The 17,114-nt window shown below is 70.8% G+C and carries 14 protein-coding genes and 2 tRNA genes; 10 read left to right on the top strand and 6 right to left on the bottom strand.

Going from position 1 to position 17,114, the window contains the following annotated elements; translation table 11 throughout:
- Window positions 1–13: 13 nt before the first annotated feature.
- Window positions 14–682: a DUF8185 domain-containing protein gene (locus QNO26_RS08360; protein ID WP_257530587.1), complete on the top strand. Its 669-nt coding sequence runs from the start codon at window positions 14–16 to the stop codon at window positions 680–682.
- A gap of 11 nt (window positions 683–693) precedes the next feature.
- Here the strand turns inward: QNO26_RS08360 and QNO26_RS08355 are convergent, their stop codons facing one another.
- The 4 genes from QNO26_RS08355 to pepN all read right to left on the bottom strand — a co-directional run bounded on the left by QNO26_RS08355 (window position 694) and on the right by pepN (window position 6,591).
- Complete coding sequence (locus QNO26_RS08355) at window positions 694–2,358, bottom strand: FAD-binding dehydrogenase (protein ID WP_257530589.1); 1,665 nt, start codon at window positions 2,356–2,358, stop codon at window positions 694–696.
- 31 nt (window positions 2,359–2,389) lie between these two features.
- Entirely contained in the window at window positions 2,390–2,866 is a 477-nt protein-coding gene (locus QNO26_RS08350; protein WP_257530591.1) for a globin, read from the bottom strand.
- Window positions 2,863–3,930, bottom strand: coding sequence for a mechanosensitive ion channel family protein (locus QNO26_RS08345; RefSeq protein WP_257530594.1), 1,068 nt, complete (start codon window positions 3,928–3,930; stop codon window positions 2,863–2,865). The genes QNO26_RS08350 and QNO26_RS08345 overlap by 4 nt, the downstream gene beginning before the upstream one ends.
- A gap of 105 nt (window positions 3,931–4,035) precedes the next feature.
- Window positions 4,036–6,591, bottom strand: coding sequence for an aminopeptidase N (gene pepN, locus QNO26_RS08340; protein ID WP_257530596.1), 2,556 nt, complete (start codon window positions 6,589–6,591; stop codon window positions 4,036–4,038).
- Between the two features lie 142 nt (window positions 6,592–6,733).
- Between pepN and QNO26_RS08335 the strand changes: the two genes are divergently transcribed.
- From QNO26_RS08335 to QNO26_RS08315, 5 genes are all read left to right on the top strand, one after another.
- Complete coding sequence (locus tag QNO26_RS08335) at window positions 6,734–7,945, top strand: ferrochelatase (protein WP_257530599.1); 1,212 nt, start codon at window positions 6,734–6,736, stop codon at window positions 7,943–7,945.
- A 42-nt stretch (window positions 7,946–7,987) separates the two neighbouring features.
- A complete protein-coding gene (locus tag QNO26_RS08330) occupies window positions 7,988–8,533 on the top strand; it encodes a ribose-5-phosphate isomerase (RefSeq protein ID WP_257638417.1) in 546 nt (181 codons plus the stop codon).
- Window positions 8,533–9,525 (top strand): Fpg/Nei family DNA glycosylase, encoded by a 993-nt coding sequence (locus QNO26_RS08325; protein WP_257530603.1) that lies wholly within the window; start codon window positions 8,533–8,535, stop codon window positions 9,523–9,525. Before QNO26_RS08330 ends, QNO26_RS08325 begins: the two co-directional genes overlap by 1 nt.
- Window positions 9,526–9,586: 61 nt before the next feature.
- Window positions 9,587–10,228, top strand: coding sequence for an FMN-binding negative transcriptional regulator (locus QNO26_RS08320; RefSeq protein ID WP_257530605.1), 642 nt, complete (start codon window positions 9,587–9,589; stop codon window positions 10,226–10,228).
- Entirely contained in the window at window positions 10,225–11,724 is a 1,500-nt protein-coding gene (locus tag QNO26_RS08315) for an amidohydrolase (RefSeq protein ID WP_257638416.1), read from the top strand. The genes QNO26_RS08320 and QNO26_RS08315 overlap by 4 nt, the downstream gene beginning before the upstream one ends.
- 67 nt (window positions 11,725–11,791) lie before the next feature.
- Here the strand turns inward: QNO26_RS08315 and QNO26_RS08310 are convergent, their stop codons facing one another.
- Complete coding sequence (locus tag QNO26_RS08310; protein ID WP_257530609.1) at window positions 11,792–12,277, bottom strand: Dps family protein; 486 nt, start codon at window positions 12,275–12,277, stop codon at window positions 11,792–11,794.
- 121 nt (window positions 12,278–12,398) lie between these two features.
- Between QNO26_RS08310 and QNO26_RS08305 the strand changes: the two genes are divergently transcribed.
- Together QNO26_RS08305 and QNO26_RS08300 are read left to right on the top strand one after the other, a co-directional pair.
- Complete coding sequence (locus QNO26_RS08305; protein ID WP_257638415.1) at window positions 12,399–12,938, top strand: gamma carbonic anhydrase family protein; 540 nt, start codon at window positions 12,399–12,401, stop codon at window positions 12,936–12,938.
- Window positions 12,939–13,166: 228 nt separating this feature from the next.
- Window positions 13,167–14,570, top strand: coding sequence for a GmrSD restriction endonuclease domain-containing protein (locus QNO26_RS08300; RefSeq protein WP_257638414.1), 1,404 nt, complete (start codon window positions 13,167–13,169; stop codon window positions 14,568–14,570).
- Window positions 14,571–15,062: 492 nt separating this feature from the next.
- Here the strand turns inward: QNO26_RS08300 and QNO26_RS08295 are convergent.
- Window positions 15,063–15,136 (bottom strand) — tRNA-Gly (locus QNO26_RS08295).
- Window positions 15,137–15,254: 118 nt separating this feature from the next.
- Between QNO26_RS08295 and QNO26_RS08290 the strand changes: the two genes are divergently transcribed.
- A tRNA-Pro gene (locus QNO26_RS08290) sits at window positions 15,255–15,328 on the top strand.
- Between the two features lie 75 nt (window positions 15,329–15,403).
- Complete coding sequence (gene tig / locus QNO26_RS08285; protein WP_257530615.1) at window positions 15,404–16,930, top strand: trigger factor; 1,527 nt, start codon at window positions 15,404–15,406, stop codon at window positions 16,928–16,930.
- Window positions 16,931–17,114: the final 184 nt, after the last annotated feature.

Raw genomic sequence — 17,114 nt, 5'->3', positions numbered from 1 at the left:
TAGTTTAAAGCGGATGCCGCACCTGCTCCGATTCCCCGATGCCCGAGCGGCCGCCGACGCCGCCACCTTCGCCTCTCGCGCGGCGCGTCTCGGCGACGGCGCGCTGCGGCTGCAAGCGGCATCCGGCACGCTGCTGATGTCGTGCGCCCCTCTTTCGCCCCGCGGCCTGCTCGACGCCACGCCCACGGTGCTGGGAATCCGCGCCTCGGCGGTGGATGCCGAACTGGTCACGGATGTCGTCGTCGACGCTGCGGCGGTGGCACCCTCCGATGACCCGGCCGCCCTCACCCTGCCCGACGTGGCGGTCTCGGCGCCGTGGGCGGGCATCGCGCCGCCGAGGGAGGGCTGGTCCCCCGCCGCCGATCTGGATGCCGCGACGGTCGCTGCGCGCGCCCAGTGGGGTATCGCGGCGGTCGCGGAGACGGTTCCGCGGGACGCCGGCGAGGACGTCGTGCGCACCGTGCGGGCCGCGGTGTGGGGCGCCCCCGACGACGCACTGGCCGGCCTCCCGCTGGGTGCGGCGTTCGCCGCCTTCGGGCTCGGGTTCATCGGCGGTGCGGAGCCCGTGGCGGTGCGCGTCGCAGGGCCCTGGACCCGACTGACGTTCCGCCGTGGCCACGTGCTCGTCAGAGGGCCGGTGAAGACCGGTCTGACAGCGGTGCGCACCACGGGCGCCGGCTGACGCGGACGCCGTCACACGGCGGCGGCCGCCGCCCTTCCGGCGGCACGGCCCGAGAACAGGCAGCCGCCGAGGAACGTCCCCTCCAATGCCCGGTAGCCGTGCAGGCCCCCGCCGCCGAACCCGGCCGCCTCGCCCACCGCGTAGAGCCCCGGCACCGGCGTGCCGTCGGCGCCGAGCGCCCGTGAATCCAGATCGGTCTGCAAGCCGCCCAGCGACTTGCGGGTGAGCACATGCAGCTTCACGGCGATCAGCGGCCCCGCCGCGGGATCGAGGATCCGGTGCGGGGCGGCCGTGCGCACCAGGCGATCCCCGCGGAAGGCACGCGCCGAGCGCAGCATCGCGATCTGGGCGTCCTTGGTGAAGTCGTTGGCGATCTCCCGGTCGCGGGCGATCAGCTCGGAGCGCACGCGCGCGGCATCGAGCGCATCGCCCCCGGGCAGCTCCTGCATGCCGGTGATCAGCTCGTCGAGCGTGTCGCGCACGACGAAGTCCTCCCCGCGATCGAGGAAGGCCTGCACGGGGCCGGATGCCCCCTTCGCGAGGCGCGACGACAGCAGCAGGCGCACGTCCTTGCCGGTGAGGTCGGGGTTCTGCTCGCTGCCCGAGAGGGTGAACTCCTTCTCGACGATCTTGTGCGACAGCACGAACCAGGAATGGTCGTGGCCGGTCCGCCGCAGGTGCGCGAGGGTGCCGAGCGTATCGAAGCCAGGGAACAGCGGCACCGGCAGTCGCGCCCCGGTGGCATCCAGCCAGACCGATGACGGCCCGGGCAGGATGCGGATGCCGTGCTGCGGCCACACCGGGTCGTGATTGCGGATGCCTTCGACGTAGTGCCACATGCGGTCGCCGTTGATCTCGCGCGCCCCGGCCGCCTCTGCGACCGCGAGCATGCTCCCGTCGACGTAGGCCGGCACCCCGGCCACCATCGATGCCGGCGGCGTGCCGAGGCGCTCGGGCCACCGCCGCCGCACCATCTCGTGGTTGCCGCCGATGCCGCCGGACGCGACGATCGTGGCGCCCGCAGTGATCTCGAACGTGCCCACCGCCTCGCGCGAGCTGACGGTGCCGCGCGCCGACCCTGAGGGCGCCAGCACGTCCCCGCGCGCACCGGTGACCGCCCCGTCGGCGACGGTGAGGTCCGTGACGCGGTGGCGGGGGAGGATCGTGGCCCGTCCCTGGAGCTCGGCCTGCTCCAGGGCGGTCTGGAAGGGCGCCACCACGCCGGGGCCGGTGCCCCAGGTGATGTGGAACCGCGGCACCGAGTTGCCCGGCCCGGTGGCGCTGTAGCCGCCGCGCTCCGCCCAGCCCACGATGGGGAAGAACGACAGGCCCTTCTCGCGCAGCCAGGCGCGCTTCTCGTGATGGGCGAAGTCCAGGTACGCCTCGGCCCAGCGTCGCGGCCAGAGGTCCTCCTCCCGATCGAAACCGGCGGTGCCGAACCAGTCCTGCCGCGCGAGGTCAGGCGAATCGCGGATGCCGAGACGGCGCTGCTCGGGGGAGTCGACGAAGAACAGGCCGCCGAAGGACCACCACGCCTGGCCGCCCAGGTCGACGCGCGGCTCCTGGTCGACGATCACGACCCGACGCCCTGCGGCGAGCGCCTCCGTCGCGGCGACGAGGCCCGACAGCCCCCAGCCGATGACGAGCACATCCGTGGTCAGAGAAGTGGGGGGCATCGCGACTCCTTCGTCGTGGCCGGGGGTGAGGTCAGGCGGGCGGGTCCGCCTGGGGCGGCCGGGCGACGATGGACAGTCCGCTGCGATCGCGGCCGGCAGGTGCGGGGCCGATGCCGGTCGGCTCGAACGTGTTCACCATCGCGTGTGCCGCCCTCTCGAGATAATCCCACAGCGTGGCCTCGTGAAGCGGCGACAGGCCCAGTTCGTCCACGGCGACGCGCATGTGCGCGAGCCAACGATCGCGCGCATCGGGGTTGACGTGGAAAGAGGCGTGGCGCATCCGCAGGCGCGGGTGGCCGCGCTCCTGGCTGTAGGTGGTCGGGCCGCCCCAGTACTGCGCGAGGAACATCTCCAGGCGTCGCGCGGCCGGCTCGAGGTCCTGCTCGGGGTACATGGGCCGCAGCACCTCGTCGTCGGCGACGCCGCGGTAGAAGGCGGCGGCGAGGCGCACGAAGGTGTCGTGACCGCCGACCTCGTCGTAGAACGCACGGGGCGCGGGGTCGGTCATGTGTTCTTCTCCTGATCATCGGATGCGGGGGGAGCAGCATCCGCCGGTGTCGACTTCGGGGTGCGCTTGGGCTTCCACACCGGGCGCGCTTCGGTGGCCACCTGCGTGGGTCGGGTGACGGGCGGGTTCGCCCCGCGCACGCGCTGCGCGCCTTCGAGCCCGGTGAGGGTGATCGAGTTGAGGTGGGGGAGGGCCAGGCCCATGTCGTCGACGGTCTCCTTCAGCCGCATGCGCAGCTCGCGCGCGACGTCGTCCTTGGCATTGGCCCGCGTCTTCATCACGAGGCGGATCACGAGCGCGTCGCCGCTGACGGACTCCAGGCCCCAGACCTCCGGGTTCTCCAGCACGCGGGTGCGCCACTTCGGGTCGGTCTGCAGGCTCTGGGCCGCTTCGAGCATGCGCTTCTCGACCGCGGGGACGTCGGCGTCGGCCGGCACGGCCATATCGATGATCACGCGGGCCCACCCCATCGACATGTTGCCGATGCGCAGGATCTCGCCGTTGCGCACGTACCAGAGGGTGCCGTTCACGTCGCGCACGTGCGTCACGCGCACCGAGACGTACTCGACCACGCCGGTCGCCAGTCCGAGATCGACCACATCGCCGATGCCGATCTGGTCCTCCGCCACGATGAAGATCCCGTTGAGCACGTCCTTGACGATGTTCTGGGCACCGAAACCGAGTCCCGCGCCGATGGCGGCCGACAGCAATGCGAAGGAGCCGAGCGCGTTGGGCGCGAGGACCTGCACGATGAGCAGCACGGTGATGATGACGACCGCGACGTTGACGATGTTCTGGAGGATGGTCCCGAGGGTGCGCGTGCGCTGCACCAGTCGCACCTGCGCCAGCGGTGACCTCTCCAGCGCCTGCGTGTCATCCACGCGCGCCTTCGACTTCGCGCCGGACACGATGCGGTTGACCGTGCGTCGGATGACGAGCCGCAGCACCCACGTCGTCAGCACCGCGGCGGCGATGATCGCGACCACGGCGAGCGCGTTCCAGCCCGCCTCGATGAGGAACTTGAGCACTTTTTCCCAGAAGGTGGGGGAGGTCGGGTCGTCCATCGGATCGATCCTAGTGAGGGCGCCTCTGCGGGGCCTGGATGCCGGTGGGAACGACGATGCCCCGGCGCCGTGGGCACCGGGGCATCGGGAGGAGTCGAGAGTGACCTACTCCGCGTCGCGCTCCTGCACGACGAGGGCGCGCTCGACGCCCGCGAGGTTCTCGGCCACAAGGCGCCGCAGCGCCGGCGGGGCGTCCTGGTGCTCGGCGAGCCACGCGCGCGTCGCATCGCGCAGCGCGACATCGGCCAGCGGCGCCGGGTACAGCCCCACGATCAGGTACTGCGCGATCTGGTAGGTCCGCGACTCCCAGATCGGCAGCAGCATGTCGAAGTACGCCGGCACGAAGTCCGCCAGCAGGTCGCGCCCGGCCGGGTGCACGAAGCCGGCCGCGGCAGCCCGGACGATCGTGTTGGGGGCGTCGGCGGTGTCGACCAGCGAGGCCCACGCGGCGCGCTTGGCATCCGCCGTCGGCAGGGCGGCCCGCGCCTGTGCGGCGAACTCGCCGCCCTTGGCGGTGTTGTCGGCGGCCAGCGCCGCATCGATCTCCGCTGCGGTCACCCGGCCGGCGGCCGCCAGCGAGACGAGCAGCTGCCACGACAGGTCGGTGTCGACGGCGAGACCCTCCAGCACCGTCTCGCCGCTGCGCAGTGCCTGCACGGCATCCGCGTGGGCGGGGGTGCTGGCGGCGCCGGCGAAGGCGGTGACGAACTGCAGCTGGCTGTCGCTGCCCGGCTCCGCCTGCTGCGCGAGCGTCCACAGCGCGTCGGCGACCCGGGCGCGGGTGGCCTCGCGCGTGGAGGGCACGACGTAGCTGTTGGCCGTCAGGAGAAGCTGCGAGAGCGTGGTGCGCAGCGTGGTCGACTCGGTCTCGCTGCCGATGTTGCGCAGCACCAGGTCGACGTAGTCGCTCGCGGCGGTCTCACCATCGCGCGTCTGGTCCCAGGCGGCGCCCCACACCAGGGAGCGGGCCAGCGGGTCGCTGATGTCCTTGAGGTGGGCGATCGCAGTGCGCAGCGACTGCTCGTCGAGCCGGATCTTCGCGTAGGCGAGGTCGGCGTCGTTGAGCAGCACCAGGTCGGGGCGACGACGGCCCTTGAGCTGCGGCACCTCGGTGAGGTCGCCGTCGACGTCGAGCTCCTCGTGGTGCACGCGGACGAGGGCATCGCCCTGCAGCTCGTAGAAGCCGACGCCCAGACGGTGCGGGCGGATCGTGGGGTAGTCCGCCGGAGCGGTCTGCACGATGGCGAAGCGGGTGATCGTGCCGTCGTCGGCGGTGGCGATCTCCGGCGAGAGCGTGTTGACGCCGGCGGTCTCGAGCCACTTCTTCGACCAGCTCGACAGCTCACGTCCACTGGTGCGCTCGAGCTCGACCAGCAGGTCGGACAGCTCGGTGTTGGACCATTCGTTCTTCTTGAAGTACGCGGCGACACCCGCGAAGAACTGCTCGATGCCGACCCAGGCGGCCAGCTGCTTCAGCACCGACCCGCCCTTGGCGTAGGTGATGCCGTCGAAGTTGACCTGCACGTCCTCCAGGTCATTGATCTGAGCCACGACGGGATGGGTCGAGGGGAGCTGGTCCTGACGGTAGGCCCAGGTCTTCTCCATCGCGTTGAAGGTCGTCCACGCCTCGGTCCACTCGGTGGCCTCGGCGGTGGCGATCGTCGACGCCCATTCGGCGAACGACTCGTTCAGCCACAGGTCGTTCCACCAGCGCATCGTCACCAGGTCGCCGAACCACATGTGGGCCAGCTCGTGCAGGATCGTCACGACGCGACGCTCCTTGACGGCGTCGGTGACCTTGCTGCGGAAGACGTAGGTCTCGGTGAAAGTGACCGCACCGGCGTTCTCCATGGCGCCCGCGTTGAACTCCGGGACGAACAGCTGGTCGTACTTGGCGAACGGGTACGGGTAGTCGAACTTCTCCTCGAAGTACGCGAACCCCTCGCGGGTCTTGTCGAACACGTAGTCGGCGTCGAGGAACTGCCAGAGGCTCTTGCGGGCGTACACGCCCAGCGGCACGACCCGGCCCGACGAGCTGGTGAGCTCGGAGAAGGTCGCCTCGTACGGACCGGCGATGAGCGCGGTGATGTACGACGAGATCGGCGGGGTCGGCTCGAACGACCAGGTGGCCGTGCCGTCGCCGTGGCGCTTCGGCTCGGGCGTGGGGGAGTTGGAGACGACCTTCCACGGCTCGGGGGCCGTCACGGTGAAGGTGAAGCGCGCCTTCAGGTCGGGCTGCTCGAACACCGCGAACACGCGGCGGGAGTCGGGCACCTCGAACTGCGAGTACAGGTAGACCTCGCCGTCGACGGGGTCGACGAAGCGGTGCAGGCCCTCGCCGGTGTTGGTGTAGAGGCAGTCGGCATCGACGATGAGCTCGTTGTCGGCATCCAGACCCGTCAAGGCGATCCGCGAATCGGCGAACGCCGTCGCCGGGTCGATGCTGCGGCCGTTCAGGGTGATCTCGCGCACGTCGCGCGCGATGAGGTCGATGAAGGTGTTGGCGCCGGGCGTGGCGGCGAAGCGCAGCGTGGTGCGCGAGCCGAACACCTCGGCCCCGCGGGTGAGGTCCAGGACGACGTCGTAGCTGATCCCGGCGGCGGCGTCGATGACGGCGCGGCGCTCCTGAGCTTCGCTGCGGGTGAGGTTCTCTCCGGGCACGGCTGTTCTCCCAAGGTCTTCGGGTGTGTGGCTTGCCCGGTGTCACCGAGCATCGCCCAGCCTACGCGGTGGGGCCCGAGGTGCCCACGATGGGGTCCCGCCGCCGACCCGACCTGCTTCGCTCCGATGGGAAGATGGAGCGGTGAGTGCTACTGACGACATCGCCCCGGTCACCGAGCGCGACGACACCCGCGTCCCCTTCGCCTCCCCGGCCGCCGCCAGCGGCGCACCGCACGTGGAGGTGCCCGTCGCGTACGACGGCATCCTCCTCGCGGGCTTCGGCGGGCCGGAGGGTCAGGACGACGTGATCCCGTTCCTGCGCAACGTCACGCGGGGGCGCGGCATCCCCGACGAGCGCCTCGAAGAGGTCGCCCACCACTACCGTCACTTCGGCGGCGTCAGCCCCATCAACGACCAGAACCGCGCGCTGAAGTCGGCGCTCGAGGACGAGCTCGCCCGCCGCGGCATCGACCTGCCGGTCTACTGGGGCAACCGCAACTGGGCGCCCTACCTCGAGCAGGCCGTGCAGGATGCCGCGGACGCCGGCGACACCCGGCTGATCGCGGTGGCCACCAGTGCCTACAGCTCCTTCTCCAGCTGCCGGCAGTACCGCGAGGACTTCGCCCGCGTGCTGACCGAGACCGGGCTGGGCGACACCGTCACCATCGACAAGGTGCGCCAGTTCTTCGACCACCCGGGGTTCGTGGCGCCCTTCAGCGCCGGCGTCCGCGACGCGATCACCGGCTTTCTCGACGACGGCGTCGCGCCGTCGCAGATCCGGGTGCTGTTCTCGACGCACAGCGTGCCGATGGACGACGCGAAGCGGTCGGGCCCCCGCGACGTCGACTGGGGCGAGGGCGGGGCGTATGCCGCACAGCATCGGGCCGTCGCGGAGGTCATCATGGCCGACATCGCCGCCGAGCGCCCCGAGGCGGCCGACGTGGTGTGGGACCTCGTGTACCAGTCGCGGTCGGGACCCCCGTCGCAGCCCTGGCTCGAGCCCGACATCTGCGACGTGATCGAGACGCTCCCGGATGCCGGGGTGACGGCCGTGGCGATCGTGCCGCTCGGGTTCGTCAGCGACCACATGGAGGTGCTCTGGGACCTCGACACCGAGGCGATGGAAGCCGCCGGGGAAGCGGGCCTGCGCGCCGTGCGGACGCCCACCCCCGGCGTCGACCCGGCCTACGTGTCGGGACTGGTCGACCTCATCGTGGAGCGGCTGGAGGGCACCCCGGCGGCGGACCGTCCGCACCGCACCGCGCTCGGCCCCTGGTTCGACGTCTGCCGGCCGGCCTGCTGCGAGAACGTGCGCGCCGGGTTCAAGCCCGCCGCCGCCGGCATCGCCCCCTGACCGTCCCCGTCCCCGCAGTGCGACGACCCTAGGATCTCAACCATGCGCATCCACATCGCGACCGACCACGCAGGCCTCGAGTTCTCCACCCAGCTGCAGCATCACCTCGCCGGCGAGGGCCACGACCTCGTCGACCACGGGCCGCTGGACTACGACGCGCAGGACGATTACCCCGCCTTCTGCGTGCGCGCCGCGCAGGCTGTCGTGCGAGACCAGGAGGCGGGCATCGAGGCGATGGGTGTCGTCTTCGGTGGCTCGGGCAACGGCGAGCAGATCGCTGCGAACAAGGTGCGCGGCGTGCGCGCGGCTCTGGTGTGGAGCATCGCGACCGCGGAACTCGCCCGCGAGCACAACGACGCCAACGTCATCGCCGTCGGGGCACGCCAGCACACGTTCGAAGAGGCCGCCGCGTTCATCGACCGGTTCATCCAGACGCCGTTCTCCGGCGACGAGCGTCACGTACGGCGCATCGCGCAGATCGCGGCGTACGAGACCGACGGCACGCTCGAGCCCGACCCCCGCGCGCCGGGGCTGCAGCCCGACGTGCTGGCCGCCGCCGACAGCAGCTTCGACCCGGAAGCGGGCTGATGCCCGAGGGCCACTCCGTCCATCGCATCGCGCGCCAGTTCGACCGCAACTTCGTCGGGCGGGCGGTGTCGGCATCCAGCCCGCAGGGCCGGTTCGCCGAGGGCGCGGCCGTGCTCGAGGGCCGCGTCGTGACCGAGGCGCAGGCTGTCGGAAAGCAGATGTTCCTCGCGTTCGAAGGGGATCTGTGGCTGCGGGTGCACCTGGGGCTCTACGGCGCGTGGGACTTCGCCGGGGAGATCCTCGTCGACCCGACCATCGCGTCGGCCAACGGGCGCATGGGTCAGACCAACCAGCGCGGCACGGACCTGGACCCCATCCTCGATGGCGCGGGGGAGAACTCGCTGTCCTCGATCGGCGCGCCCCGTCGCACCCGCGTGCACGTGCGCATGTCGGAGCAGACCACGGGTCTCGCCGGCGACCTCGAGTGGCCGCCGCCGGTGGTGGGGCAGGTGCGCCTGCGGCTGCTCACCGAGCTCACCTGCGCCGACCTGCGGGGTCCGACGGCCTGCGAACTGCAGACACCGGACGAGATGCTCGCCACCGTCGCCAAGCTCGGCCCCGATCCGCTCGTCGGCGACCCGGCAGAGGGCGAGGAGCGCTTCACGGCGGTCGTGCGGCGCAAGCCCACCGCCATCGGCCTGCTGCTGATGGATCAGAACGTCGTCAGCGGCATCGGCAACGTCTACCGCGCCGAGATGCTCTTCCGGGCGCGGCTGAACCCGCACACCCCGGGCCGGCAGGTGCCGGAGGAGACGGTACGTGCTCTCTGGCGCGACTGGGTGCGGCTGCTGACGATCGGTGTCGAGACCGGTCAGATGATGACGATGGACGACCTGGCTCCCGATGATTACCGGCGCGCCATGGCCAGTCGCGACGACCGGCACTGGGTGTACCACCGCGCGGGGCTGCCCTGTCGCGTGTGCGGCACCGCCATCGTGCTCGAGGAGATGGCCGCACGGAAGCTGTACTGGTGCCCGCGCTGCCAGGCATGACCGTCGTCGACGCGGTGTGCCGGCCAGGCCCGCCCGGCGACGCCCGCAGGAGAGGTTGAGCATGCGCCAGAACCCCAGCTTCGTGCTCGGCGACACCGCCGAGCTGCGCCGCCTGATCGAGGAGAACCCGTGGGTCACGCTCGTCAGCGACACGCCGGACGGACTGGTCGCCTCGCACTACGCGGTGCTGCTGGATGACACCCGCGACGATCTCACGGTCGTGGGCCACGTCGGCAAGCCGGACGACCTGATCCACGGGCTGGGCTCCCGCGAGCTGCTCATGGTCGTTCAGGGTCCGCACGGCTACATCTCGCCCGGTTGGTACGGTGACGGCCCCGCCGTGCCGACCTGGAACTTCGTCTCCGCCCACCTCAGCGGCGTGCCCGAGCTGCTCACCACCGAGGAGAACCTCGCGGTGCTCGACCGCCTCGTCGCCCGATTCGAGAGCGGCATGCCGCACCCCCGACGGATGTGGGAGCGTCCCAACGACGCGGGATTCATCGAGCGGCTGGAGAAGGGGACCGTGGGCTTCCGGCTCACCCCTGCGAAAGTGGTCGCGAAGCGCAAGCTCAGCCAGAACCGCCCCGACGATGTGGTGGAGACGATCATCGCCGAACTGGATGCCGGTTCGTCGCCGTACGCGGACCCCCGCCTGGCCGACGAGATGCGCCGTGCCCGCCCCGCCCGAAGGGATCAGCCGTGACCCACGCCGTCGGCGACCACGTCGCCGTCATCGCCAACGCCCGCCTGAGCGGAGCCCAGCGCACCGACCCGTTCGGAGACGAACACGTCGACGTGCACCTGCGCGCCGGTGCGATCGCCGACATCGCCCCCGCGGGCGCCCTGCCGCGCACCGGTGCCGTGCTCGACGCCGAGGGCGGGGTGCTGGTGCCGGGCCTCTGGGACCATCACGTGCACGCCGTGCAGTGGGCGCTGGCGGCGCAGCGGGTGCCGCTCGGGCATGCCGAGAGCGCGGCGCACGCCGCCCGGGTGATGGGCGATGCGCCCGTGCTCGACGACGGCCGGCGCATCGGCACCGGCTTCCGTCACCTGCTCTGGCCCGACGCCCCCTCGCTCGAGGTGCTGGACGCGGCGACCGGTGACGCCCCCACCTACCTCATCAACGCCGACGTGCACAGCGTGTGGCTCAACAGCGCCGCGCTGCGCCGGGAAGGTCACCCCGTGTCGGGGTCCGGTCTCCTGCGCGAGGAGCCCGCATTCGAGATCTCCCGGCGGCTCAACCTCGTGCCCGCCGACGTGGTCGACCGCGCCATCGCGCGTATGGCCGCGGATGCAGCCTCCCGGGGCGTCGTCGGCATCGTCGACTTCGACATGGCCTGGAACGCCGAGGCGTGGGCGCGACGCGCCGCGGGCGGGTTCGATCTGCTGCGGGTGCGCTTCGGCGTCTATCCCGCCGACCTGCAGCGCGCGATCGACCTCGGGCTCGAGACCGGTGACGCGGTCGACCCCGGGGGCATGTTCCGCGTCGGGTCGCTGAAGGTCATCAGTGACGGATCCCTGGGCACCCGCACGGCCGCCTGCTCACACGCCTATCCCGGCGATCCGTACAACCACGGCATGCTCACCGTGCCACCGGACGAACTGCTCTCCCTGATGACCCGGGCGACCGGGGCCGGGCTGTCGTGCGCCATCCACGCCATCGGCGATGTCGCCAACACGCACGCCCTCGATGCGTTCGCCCTCTCGGGGGCGACGGGCACGATCGAGCACGCCCAGCTGGTCGCTCATGCCGACGTGCCGCGCTTCGCCGCTCTCGGTGTGGGCGCCAGCGTGCAGCCCGAGCACGCCATGGACGATCGCGACCTCACCGACAGTGTGTGGGCGAATCAGACCGCCCAGCCGTATCCGCTGCGTGCCCTCGCCGATGCCGGGGCGACCCTGCTGTTCGGCTCGGATGCGCCCGTGTCGCCGCTCGATCCGTGGGCGGCGATGGCGGCCGCCGTGCACCGCACCCGTGACGGGCGTGCACCGTGGCAGCCGGGACAGGCCGTGGATGCCGCCACCGCTCTCGCGGCATCCACCGCCGACGGCACCGCCGGCGGGTCGTCGCTGCGCATCGGGGGAGTCGCCGACTTGGCTGTGGCTTCGCACGACCCCCTCACCGCCGACGAGGCGACGATGCGCGGCACCCGCGTGGCGGCGACGCTCATCGCCGGCCGCCTGACCCACATCGGATAGCCCGCACCGGCCGCCGCCGGACATGACGATGCCCCGGTCGGAATGGACCGGGGCATCGTGCGTGTGGTTATTCGGCGAGGTGGGCGAAGAGGAACCAGCGGTCCTTCTCGAGCCCGGCCTTGATGCCGATCGCGACGTCCTGGCTCGTGAGGTCGACCTCGTCGAGTCCGTCGATCGCGGACTGCAGGTCGACGAGCACGGCGTCGATGTCGGTGAGCACGTTGCGAACCACCGCATCCCACTGCGCGAAACCGGCGGGCACGGCGGTGGGCTTGGCCTTCTCTGCGACGGTGGTCAGCCGTGCGTCGATCGGCAGGCCGAGCGCGACGATGCGCTCGGCGGCCTCGTCGGACCAGGCCTGCGCGTGTTCGACGACGGTGTCGAGCAGCTCGTGGATGGACTGGAAGTTCGCTCCGCGCACGTTCCAGTGCGCCTGCTTGCCGTTGACCACGAGGGCCTGCAGGCCGACGACGACGGGAGTGAGGAACTGTGCGGTTCCGGCGGCGACGGTGGGGTCTGCGGCGGTCGCGGGAATGGTCTGGTGCTTCGTCATGCGGTCGTCTCCTCTCGGCGGGGAGTCGCCCCACCTTCTCCCACGGTACTCAGGCAGGCCTGCTCCGCAAGCAAGCTGAGCCTGGGCTTATCACGGCAGGCGGCGCCCCTAGAGTCGTGCCATGACCATCGCCGACGATGCCTCCGTCCTGTCCGTCTCCGACCTCGCGCCCCAGGTGCCGGAATCCGCGTTCGTCGCCGCGGGAGCGCGGCTGATCGGCGCGGTGACCCTGGGGGAGGGGGCGAGCGTCTGGTACAACGCGGTGCTGCGCGCCGACAGCGCGCAGATCACCGTCGGCGCCGGGAGCAATGTGCAGGACAACGTCTCGGTGCATGTGGATGCCGGTTCGCCCGCCGTCATCGGCGAGAACGTCTCCATCGGCCACAACGCGGTGGTGCACGGCTGCACGGTCGAGGACGGCTCGCTCATCGGGATGGGCAGCGTGGTGCTGTCCGGCGCGGTGATCGGCGCGGGTTCCCTCGTGGCCGCCGGAGCGGTGGTGCTGGAGGGCACCATCGTGCCGCCGGGGTCGCTCGTGGCCGGTGTGCCGGCGAAGGTGCGCCGGGAACTCACCGAGGAGGAGCGGGCGAAGCTGCTGCGCAATGCCGCCGTGTATCTGGGGCACTCGGCGGCGCACGCGAGCGCGCGATCGGGGAACTGATCACGCGTTGAGTCCGCGAGCTGTCCGGCGGCTTTGCTCGAATTGCTCCGTCGCGTCGGCCGGCTCATGTGTGTCGACCGGGTTTCCCGGGTGTTCAGCGGTCTTCCCATTGTGGTGAATCGGCCTCTTCGCAATGAAAGCGAATGAGATGGATTCGTTACGCCCGTGGTCATGCGCGGTTTTCGGCCTCCCTAGGCTTGAAGGCGTTAATCGAACAAAAGGGAATTCATGGGCATCTGGGGCGAAAAGTCCGCAATTCCGGCGCGCGCGGAGCAGGGCGAACCCGCGATCACGCCGCCGCCGGCCCCGCAGCCGGTGAAGGCCGCCCGGCGCCTGCCGGTGTGGCTCTGGGTGGCGATCGGGCTGGTGGGGGTGCTGATCGGCATCCTGCTCTCGCCGCTCTTCGCGCTGGTCTCGCTGGCGGTCCTCATCACGGGCATCGTGGCGCTGGTCAAGAACTCGCCGACCTGGTTGCGGCTGCCCTCACGCAACGCCGCGTGGGCGGTCACCGCGGCCGCCGCCGTGATGTTCCTGGTCACGGGGAGCATCACGTCCACAATCTTCCCGGGCGGCATCGAACCGGTCGCCGCGGAGGTTGCGACGCCCTCAGCCGCACCGACCGCGACGGCGACGGCGACCCCGAGCCCCGAGCCGACGGCGGATCTCGAGCCGGTCGACGACGACGTCACAGACATGGCATTCGCGGGTGAGGTCTCGACCACGGCCGACAGTGCAGCCACGGCGGACCGGACGGCGCTGACGGTGCTCGCCACTCTCGAAGTGAAGGGTCGTGCGCCCAAGACGGGGTACGACCGCGATCAGTTCGGCCAGCGGTGGCTGGATGTCGACCGCAACGGCTGCGACACGCGCAACGACGTCCTCGCCCGCGACCTCACCGACATCGTGCTCTCGGGACCCTGCAAGGTCATGGGTGGTCTTCTCGCCGACCCGTTCACCGGGCAGACCATCGAGTTCGTCCGTGGCCAGGACACCTCCGCGCGGGTGCAGATCGATCATGTCGTCGCGCTGTCCGACGCGTGGCAGAAGGGGGCGCAGCAGCTCACGGCGGACCAGCGCGCCTCGTTCGCCAACGACCCGCTCAACCTGCTGGCGGTCGACGGTGGGGCGAACGCCCAGAAGGGCGACGGCGACGCCGCCACCTGGCTGCCGAAGAACAAGGCGTTCCGCTGTGACTACGTGGCGCGTCAGGTGTCGGTCAAGGCCACGTACGGCCTGTGGGTGACGCAGGCGGAGCGTGACGCGATCTCCCGCGTCCTGGCGGAGTGCCCCGACCAGCCCGCTCTCACGTCCGCGTTCGCGGCCGTGCCGCCGGCAGCGGCTCCGGCGCCCGCACCCGCTCCGGCACCTGCACCTGCTCCTGCACCGGCTCCTGCTCCTGCTCCTGCTCCTGCTCCTGCTCCTGCTCCTGCTCCTGCTCCTGCTCCTGCTCCTGCTCCTGCTCCTGCTCCTGCTCCTGCTCCTGCTCCCGCTCCGGCGCCTGCACCCGCGCCCGACGTCTTCTACCAGAACTGCGCGGCAGTCCGTGAGGCGGGGGCGGCGCCGATCCACTCCGGTGACCCGGGGTATTCGAGGAAGCTCGATCGCGATGGCGACGGAGTCGGCTGCGAATAGCGGCACCCCGTGACGACGGGCCCTCCTGGCGGCATCCGCCTCGGGAGGGCCGTCGTGCTTTCTCTGCGGTGATATCCGTCGGAGCGTCCGTTTTCCGTGTATGCCGCATTCCGGCGCGCGCCGTGAACAGCATCCATTCGCCCTTGCAGAGGGCGACAAGCCGCAGTCGGGAATGGAGACAAGCCGCAGTCGGGAATGGAATTGTCGCGATGCAATCGGAATGCGTGCGCGGTGGCGCGGGTCTGCACGCGAATCGGCAGCCGTCGCGGAAAGAAATCGGGAAGACCGGACCGAACGATTCCCGACCGGGTCTTCGTTGGTGAGTCGGGCTTCGCCGAGATGCGGACATCTGCCCGGATGCGGCGGTGTGAGCGGCATCCGATCCTTGCCCGCGCAGATCTCCGCATCCGGGTGAACGGACGCGGCCGCGCACGGGCGGATGCCACGGCACGATCGCCGTCCGCGCGACAGCGGCGAACAAGAATCAGGAGGTGGAGGGGATGACGGGAATCGAACCCGCACCATCAGTTTGGAAGACTGAGGCTCTACCATTGAGCTACATCCCCGCGGCGGAATGCTCCGCGGCCTCAGTCAGTGTAGTCGAACCGTCGGCACAGCGCGGACACGGCCCGGTCGGCTAGACTTCCCGGGGTCGTTTCGGCGCACGCGTGCGTGCGCACAGCCCGGGGCGTAGCTCAGCTTGGTAGAGCGCCCGCTTTGGGAGCGGGAGGCCGCAGGTTCAAATCCTGTCGCCCCGACGTCACGACCTCCCAGACATCCAGACTTTCCGCCTCCGCGCGTCTGCGCGGATCACCCAAGGAGAAGCAACAGGCATGGTCAACGCCACCGTCGAGAAGCTCAACCCGACTCGGGTCAAGCTGCACATCACGGTCACCCCGGATGAGCTCAAGCCCGCCATCGCGCACGCGTACGAGCACATCGCCCAGGACATCCAGATCCCCGGCTTCCGCAAGGGCAAGGTGCCCGCGCCCATCATCGACCAGCGTGTCGGTCGCGGCGCCGTCATCGAGCACGCCGTCAGCGAGGGGCTGGACGGGTTCTACCGCGACGCCGTCGCCCAGAGCGAGGTTCGCGTCGTCGGCCGTCCGTCGGCCGAGGTCGTCGAGTGGCCGAACGAGAAGGACTTCTCCGGCGACCTGGTCGTCGACGTCGAGGTCGACGTGCGTCCCGAGTTCGACCTCCCCGCCTATGACGACGTCACCATCGAGGTCGACGCGGTCGAGACCGACGAGGCCGCCGTCGACGCCGAGCTCGACCGCCTGCGCGGCCGCTTCGGCACGCTCGTCACCGTGGACCGTCCGGCCACCAAGGGCGACTTCGTCGAGCTGAACCTCGTCGCGACCATCGACGGCAACGAGATCGACCGTGCCGAGGGCGTCTCCTACGAAGTGGGATCGGGCGAGCTGCTCGAGGGCACCGACGAGGCGATCGAGTCCCTCACCGCCGGCGAGGAGACCACGTTCCGCTCCAAGCTCGTCGGCGGCGACCACGCCGGCTCCGAGGCCGAGGTGGCCGTGACTGTCGTCGCCGTGAAGGAGCGCGAGCTCCCCGAGGCCGATGACGACTTCGCGCAGATGGCCAGCGAGTTCGACACGATCGCCGAGCTGCGCGACAGCCTCGCCGAGCGGGCGAACGAGCAGGCCGGCTTCGCCCAGGCGACGGCCGCCCGCGACAAGCTCGTCGAGAAGCTCATCGAGCTGGCCGACATCCCCGTCCCCGCCAAGCTCGTCGAGGACGAGGTGCACGCGCACCTCGAAGGCGAGGGCCGTCTGGAGGACGACGCGCACCGCGCCGAGGTGACCGAGGCCAGCGAGAAGCAGTTCCGCACCCAGATGGTGCTGGACAAGATCGCCGAGGAGTTCAAGGTCCAGGTCTCGCAGGACGAGCTGACCCAGTACCTCATCCAGTCGGCCGCGCAGTACGGCATGGCTCCCCAGGAGTTCGTCAACGCGCTGCAGCAGGGCAACCAGCTGCCCGCGATGATCGGCGAGGTCGCCCGCAACAAGGCGCTCGCGCTGGCTCTGGCCAAGGTCACCGTCGTCGACACCAACGGCAAGCCCGTCGACCTTTCGGGCTTCATCGCCCTCGAGGACGAGCCGGCCGCCGAGGAGGAGGTCGTCGAGGAGGCTGAGGAGATCGCCGACGCGGCTGCCGAGGCCGACGAGATCATCGCTGCCGAGGAGGCCGAGAAGCCGGCCAAGAAGGCTTCCGCGAAGAAGCCCGCCGCCAAGAAGGCTCCGGCCAAGAAGGCCGACGCGGAGGCCGCCGACGAGGCGAAGCCCGCGGCGAAGAAGCCCGCGGCCAAGAAGACCACGAAGAAGGCCGCCGACTCGGAGTGACCGAGGTCGGCTAGTCCGAACAGCAGGGGTGGATGCCGCGGCATCCACCCCTTCTGTGTGCCCGGGGTGTTCCGGGTTCGGGAACCGTTTCGCGCCTCGAACCGCGGTTGTCGCGGCCTCGGGAGCCGTTTCGCGACCCGAACCAGGGAGGCCGGTGGTTCGGGAGCCGTTTCACGACCCGAAC

The organism is Microbacterium sp. zg-Y1090 (genome assembly GCF_030246945.1).
GTDB lineage: Bacteria > Actinomycetota > Actinomycetes > Actinomycetales > Microbacteriaceae > Microbacterium > Microbacterium wangruii.
The sequence above is the reverse complement of the archived record's forward strand: the minus strand, read 5'-3'. Positions and strand labels throughout refer to the sequence as shown.